Source organism: Bacillus sp. GMa5/1 (assembly GCF_050172015.1).
Classification (GTDB): Bacteria; Bacillota; Bacilli; order Bacillales; family Bacillaceae_G; genus Bacillus_A; species Bacillus_A cereus.
Genome location: NZ_JBNLYC010000051.1, coordinates 23,346 through 29,675 on the forward strand (window position 1 = coordinate 23,346; position 6,330 = coordinate 29,675).

Sequence of the window (6,330 nt, forward strand, 5' to 3'; positions counted from 1 at the left end):
CCTTACCTAAAAATGTCATACACTCTCATTTTACTATAACATTTTTTCATTGTTTTTATAATATTTAGACTAAATTCCGAACATGAAAAAGTTTTATGTAAATAAATCCGTTACAATGTATGAACTCCAGAATTTATTGAAAAACTATGTATAAATCGGAGGTGTAAATTTTGAATAATTTCACAGTAGTGCTTATCAAGTTTATATCGTGCATTATCGCATTTAGCATTGGGCTTGCTTTATTTTTCCCTGCAACGTTTGTTCAAATTATTTCATTCAGTCTCTTTGTTACAATCGTATCCTACATGTTCGTTGATAAAATCATTTTAAATCGAATTGGCAATACTGGTGCCATTATGTCGGATTTCTTATTAACATATTTAAGCGTATGGATTTTCGGTAATATTTTATTAGACAACTATATGCAAATTGCATGGGGCAGTATCCTTTCTGCCATCGTCTTCACTTTATCTGAAGTAATCGTTCATCGCTTCTCTAACTCTCATACAAGGCACAACAATGATAACATTCGTATTAATCGCCGCTTTGCATATGGTACAGAGTTTGCTGAAGAACAAAATATATTGGATAAAGATAAAAAAAAGTAACGTTTTAATGCAGGAGCGCCCTTTTTAATTATGTGGTGCTCCTTTTTTGTATTTTTTCATTATGGTACGTGAAATTATATAATTGATTATTTCAAAATACCGACTTACTAACAGTATTTGACGCTATTTTTTCTAATGAAAACTGCCTCTTATTTAGAGGCAGCCACTTTTAAGTCTTTTACTTCAACAACATCCGCAAACGCTCCCAATACTGCGTTATGATGTTTCACAATATCTTCAGCACGTAACACTTCTGTATTAAATGTACTATGTGCATCACTCACTAACGTTACTTTATATCCTTCACTACATGCTCTGCGCGTTGTCGTATCTACACAATACTCTGTTTGCATTCCCGAAAGAATAACGTGTTCAATTCCTTTCTCTTGTAACACTTCGCTTAAGTTTGTATTATGGAATGAATCTGGAGTCGTCTTTTCAACTATATTATCTCCTTCTTGCGGAGCGATGGCCGCATGGATTCGCCATCCATCCGTACCTTTTTCTAACGGATGATCTTTAGGACCGTTATGTTGGATATAAATAACTGGAATATCATTTGAACGACATTCCATAATAAGCTCTTGCAGTGTTTGTAAAAACTTTCCCCCATTATGTACTGGCATTCCAGCTGTATACATACCCGCTTGCACATCAATTACGATTAATGCTTTTTTCATTTCACACATCCCCCTTTGTTTGTATAAGCCATTATTATTGTTTATATTCCATCATCCAACAATCTTCTAATTTCCCCTCATGCAACTCATGTTCCTTTAAAATCTTTACTTTTTTAAATCCACTTTTTTCATAACACTTTATTGCCCGTTCATTATTTACTTTCGGATCCATTGCAATTGCTTCTGCTCCCATTTCACCCATAATATATGTAATTGCTGCCTGAACAAGTTTTGTTCCAATTCCCTTTCCCCAATAGGCTGGTTCACCGATAAATTGGTCCATACCCCATACATTTTGTGATTCTTTATAGCCATATAACGCTTTCCACTCTGAATCCACTGGATACATTTGTATGTAACCAATCGGAATGGTATCAAATTCTATTAAACATCTTTTTTCATTACTGTTTGGACTATGTATAAAATGATCAAGCACCTTTTCTACAGATTGCGGATTATCTCGTCCTTCGTAATACCGCAGGACTGCTGGGTCCGTTAACCATTTAGAAATGATAGATGCATCATCTTCCATTACGTATCTAATCAATAAACCTTCTTTTTGAAAAAGCATATTATACCTCTATTATTCCTTTATATTTTTTCTTGCTGTTACATCTTTCATTGCACCTACTAATGCATATGGTAGTAATGTAATCGCAAAAAATGCTGTAAATACGTTAAATTGCGGGATTGTATAGAGTGTGAACCATTCAGTGAAAAATTGAGAATTTAATATTCTATTAAAAAACTCTCCGCCTGGCCTAAAGTTTGGTGCCCACGCAGTGATTTCACACAAAATAAACAGTAACTGAACAATAAAAAATGCCCCTAGATAACGAAACCAAGTCCGTTTCCATATAGGTTGTGCATTTTTTAATATATCCCCCATCTTACCCCCTCCTTAAATATCCATCATATTGATTATACACTTTCCTCACTTCATTTGTTAAAATTTTCTATATAATTAATACTGTTGGGGGAATACATTATGTCTAATCCTATATTTACATCCACTTTAATCATTCTTAGAGGAAACTCCGCAAGTGGTAAAACAACGATTGCAAAACAACTACAAGAACATTTCGGACAAGGGACACTTTTAGTATCACAGGATGTTGTACGTAGAGATATGCTTAGAGTACACGATACAATGGGTAATTTATCACATGATTTACTATTTGAAATTACGAAGTACGGAAAAGGAAAATGTGAATTTGTTATTTTAGAAGGTATATTGAACAGTCATAGGTATGGTGAGATGTTAAAAGAATTAATTCGTTATTTTGATGAAAATGCATTTGCATATTACTTTGATTTATCATTAGAGGAAACTATTAGACGACATAACACAAGGGACAAACGACACGAATTTGGTGAAGATTCCCTACAAAAATGGTATAATCCGCACGATACTATTAAGGTTGCCAGAGAAACTATTTTTACAGATAACTTTACGCAAAAAGATATATTTGATGCAATTCTTAATGATGTTGCGATCAAAAAACAAGCCTAACATATTATGTTAGGCTTGTTATGTATTTTGTATTTCAGTTTTTATAATTGAACAATCTATACATAAATAATAGTATATATTCATTTCCCCAAACTGGAAATTAACTACTGAAATAAGTCCACGTTCCTCAATATCTTGAGTAATTGTAGCAACATATTTCATCTCTTTCGCACAAGTTGGACACGCCAAATCCTTTGGAAGATCATCATATAACGGTACCCCTAATAATCTACATACATATTCAGAACCGAACAAGTCAAAAGCTTCCCAGTAACTATCTTCATCTGTAGGTATATCTTCATTTTTCATATTTATAAGCTTTACCGTTGTTTTTGGTAATAAAACTGGTAACTTATATTCCTCTTCCATTATCCATTCTTCTGTATTTTGCTGCTGTATGATTTGAACAGTTTTCCCTCCATCACTTAACTGAAAATATTGCGGTTCCCATACCATCGCGCAGTTTAAACATGAAACGAATGGTAAAATATTTAGTTCATTACTTTTAAGTTCAGCAAGTCTCCCATCTTTTAAATCAAAACAGAGAATTTGATGCATCTTTTCACCGCATAACTTACATACTGGCAAATTACAATCTTGACCGCCAAAGTAATGATTATATGAACCTCTTCCTTCAATTACTCTATACCCTTTCCTTTCTTTGCAATGTGCACCATATAATTCTGTTGTCATATTCTATCCTCGCCTTTTATAAGAGTGATTCACAAAATCATAATAATTAAGACTAAAAAGCATCGTCTTCCTGAATAGTTTCCATAATAAATTCTTTTAAACTCGGACATATTTCTTCCATTTCGTCATCCGCGTGATACCAAATATATATTTGATCATCCATTTTTCCATTATTTATTTTAAAGCACAATTTATCCCCTGAACCATCGTCACCAATTATGATAAGGTTTTCTGAAATATACTCATCTCTCATGTCAACATTTTGTCTAACTATATCATCCCAAGTTTTCGTTACATTTCTATTATCTTTAATCGGATATAGTACCCATTCCCCTATTTCAGCATTATTAACTAATTTAATAAGATCCCTATATTGATTTGGGAAAGCAGCACCTAACTTTTCTTCAGTTTCTTTTATTTGCAGCTCCAATACACCTTGTTTCTTTATTTCAATATATTCTCTTACTTCTTTCATGAAATACACCTATCCTTTGAACTTAATTACACTATTATGAGTGACAGTGTTTAGTAAACGATTTGATCCAATTTATACATTTCATTATACGTTAATCCTTCGTTTTCAACATACTACTCTTCTCTACTTCTCAATAAACTTCTGTTCTACTTCCTTACCTCATTCTTAATAGTTTTATTTTCTAAACATCATACATTTTTTATGTTTTGTTACAGGTTTAGTAATAAGCCATTTAAAAATCCTATTATCCTTCTACTAAAAAAATAAAAGCCAGCCTCAATAAAGAGAACTGACTTCTATTTGGATAATTATTGTTACTATAAAATTTTCACTTTAACAGTTTGTCTTCCCCAATTCATAGCTTTACTTTTTGAACCCATTAAAACATCAATACGATTACCTTTAATTGCACTTCCAGTATCACCAGCGATAGCTTCTCCATAACCTTCTACCCATACTTTAGATCCTAATGGGATTACTTTCGGGTCAACTGCGATAATTCTCATATTCGGATTTGCCGTTAAATCATGCCCCATCGCAGTTAAAACGCGTCCACCATATGTACCATTTTCACTTGGATCAGCAGTATACGCTGTCGCTACTACCGTTAATTCACGTTTAGCAGACTGTATGTTGTTTTTAGATGCTTCTTTCGCTCTCTCTTCTTCTTTAGCTTTTGCTATTTCTCTTGCTTGTTCTTCTTCTTTAGCTTTTGCTATTTCTCTTGCCTTCTCTTCTTCTTTAGCTTTTGCTATTTCTCTTGCCTTCTCTTCTTCTTTAGCTTTTGCTATTTCTCTTGCTTTCTCTTCTTCTTTAGCTTTTGCTATTTCTCTTGCTTGTTCTTCTTCTTTAGCTTTTGCTATTTCTCTTGCTTTTTCTTCTTCTTTAGCTTTTACTATTTCTTGCGCTTTCGGTTCTTCTTTGACTTTTGCCTCTTCTTTAGGCTTTACTATTTCTTGCGCTTTTACTTCTTCTTTGACTTTTGCCTCTTCTTTAGGCTTTACTATTTCTTGCGCTTTTACTTCTTCTTTGACTTTTGCTTCTTCTTTAGGCTTTACTATTTCTTGCACTTTCGGTTCTTCTTTAACTTTTACTTCTTCTTTGACTTTTACCTCTTCTTTAGGCTTTACTATTTCTTGCGCTTTTACTTCTTCTTTGACTTTTGCCTCTTCTTTAGGCTTTACTATTTCTTGCGCTTTTACTTCTTCTTTGACTTTTGCTTCTTCTTTAGGCTTTACTATTTCTTGCACTTTCGGTTCTTCTTTAACTTTTACTTCTTCTTTGACTTTTACCTCTTCTTTAGGCTTTACTATTTCTTGCGCTTTCTCTTCTTTTTTAACTTTTACTTCTTCTTTGACTTTTAACTCTTCTTTAGGCTTTACTATTTCTTGTGCTTTCGTTGTTTCTTTCGCTTTTGCTACTTTCTGCGTCTTTACTTCTTTCTTTTCTTTAACTGATTTTTGTACTTTCGCTACTTGCTTCGTTTTCTCTTCAGTTTTCTTTTCAGTTGGTGCTGTACTTGATAGGAAAGAAACGTTTGCATAAGCAGTTTTTCCTTTATACTCAAATTGCAGCCATCCGTCTTTTACTTGATGCGTTGATTCAATTACATCATCTTTTTTTAGTCTGCCAAGAATTTCTGAATCCGTGTTTGCTTCAGTGCGTACATTTAACAAATTCGCCGTTACATGATATACATCTTTTGTAAACTCCGAACTTACAAACACTTCTTTACCATTCAACTCAATTTTTGACCAGCCATCTTCGGTATTTATGACTTTTAACTCTTGCCCATTCTTTACTTTTTCGACCACTTTTGATTCTGTAGTCGGTTTTTCACGTACGTTAAGTACATCTGCTGTTACAATTGTTTCTGCGGTAGCAGTTGTGGTAAACGCCCCCAATCCAAAAACAGTTGCTGTTGCTGCGCCAATTACTTTTTTCATATTAGCCTCCATTAAATTTTTTTGAATTTTACCAAATGCCTTCGTAAAATTGTATAATCTTACATAATATCAAAACATTTGCAACAGTATATTAATATTGTTTAATATACTGTTATTAAAACTCCTTACTCCAATACTATCAAATTCTCATTTCTAATTCTATATATTATAAATCTCCTTATCTTTTATAAAAGCTCCATGCCCTTCTTCACACTAAATAGTTGTAGCAATTCCCGCCAAAAATAAACTTACGATTGCTAAAATTTGAGTAGCGACTATAGCCCCTCTTAAATGAAACTTATAATCTTTATATCCTTTCATACCTTCCGTACTAGGAATCACAACAAACCTTGGAGTAATCCAGCAAAAAATTAGCCAATCAATTATAAGTAAATCTACTAAATTGAAAATCATT

8 protein-coding genes and 1 pseudogene are annotated in these 6,330 nt (G+C 33.1%); 2 read left to right on the plus strand and 7 right to left on the minus strand.

Features of this window, described 5'->3' with window-relative positions; genetic code table 11:
• The first annotated feature begins 170 nt into the window (after positions 1-170).
• Complete coding sequence (locus ACQGSG_RS14445; protein ID WP_098280451.1) at positions 171-608, plus strand: YndM family protein; 438 nt, start codon at positions 171-173, stop codon at positions 606-608.
• 149 nt (positions 609-757) lie between these two features.
• Here the strand turns inward: ACQGSG_RS14445 and ACQGSG_RS14450 are convergent, their stop codons facing one another.
• The 3 genes from ACQGSG_RS14450 to ACQGSG_RS14460 are packed head-to-tail and all read right to left on the minus strand — an operon-like array spanning position 758 to position 2,177.
• A complete protein-coding gene (locus ACQGSG_RS14450) occupies positions 758-1,288 on the minus strand; it encodes a cysteine hydrolase family protein (RefSeq protein WP_044797280.1) in 531 nt (176 codons plus the stop codon).
• Between the two features lie 34 nt (positions 1,289-1,322).
• A complete protein-coding gene (locus ACQGSG_RS14455) occupies positions 1,323-1,859 on the minus strand; it encodes a GNAT family N-acetyltransferase (RefSeq protein WP_000898772.1) in 537 nt (178 codons plus the stop codon).
• 12 nt (positions 1,860-1,871) lie between these two features.
• Positions 1,872-2,177: a YfzA family protein gene (locus ACQGSG_RS14460; protein WP_000502338.1), complete on the minus strand. Its 306-nt coding sequence runs from the start codon at positions 2,175-2,177 to the stop codon at positions 1,872-1,874.
• 99 nt (positions 2,178-2,276) lie between these two features.
• On the opposite strand from ACQGSG_RS14460, the gene ACQGSG_RS14465 reads away from it, so the two are divergent.
• Complete coding sequence (locus ACQGSG_RS14465; protein WP_000070081.1) at positions 2,277-2,801, plus strand: kinase; 525 nt, start codon at positions 2,277-2,279, stop codon at positions 2,799-2,801.
• 18 nt (positions 2,802-2,819) lie between these two features.
• On the opposite strand, the gene ACQGSG_RS14470 is transcribed toward ACQGSG_RS14465, so the two are convergent.
• The 4 genes and pseudogenes from ACQGSG_RS14470 to ACQGSG_RS14485 all read right to left on the minus strand — a co-directional run.
• Positions 2,820-3,494: a hypothetical protein gene (locus ACQGSG_RS14470; RefSeq protein ID WP_000206086.1), complete on the minus strand. Its 675-nt coding sequence runs from the start codon at positions 3,492-3,494 to the stop codon at positions 2,820-2,822.
• A gap of 52 nt (positions 3,495-3,546) precedes the next feature.
• Positions 3,547-3,969, minus strand: coding sequence for an SMI1/KNR4 family protein (locus tag ACQGSG_RS14475; protein WP_061666495.1), 423 nt, complete (start codon positions 3,967-3,969; stop codon positions 3,547-3,549).
• 317 nt (positions 3,970-4,286) lie between these two features.
• On the minus strand, positions 4,287-5,915 hold the full coding sequence (gene entB, locus ACQGSG_RS14480) for a cell wall-binding protein EntB (RefSeq protein WP_426947548.1): 1,629 nt from the start codon (positions 5,913-5,915) through the stop codon (positions 4,287-4,289).
• 213 nt (positions 5,916-6,128) lie between these two features.
• Positions 6,129-6,330, minus strand: a pseudogene (locus ACQGSG_RS14485) (nitroreductase); the annotation flags it as partial.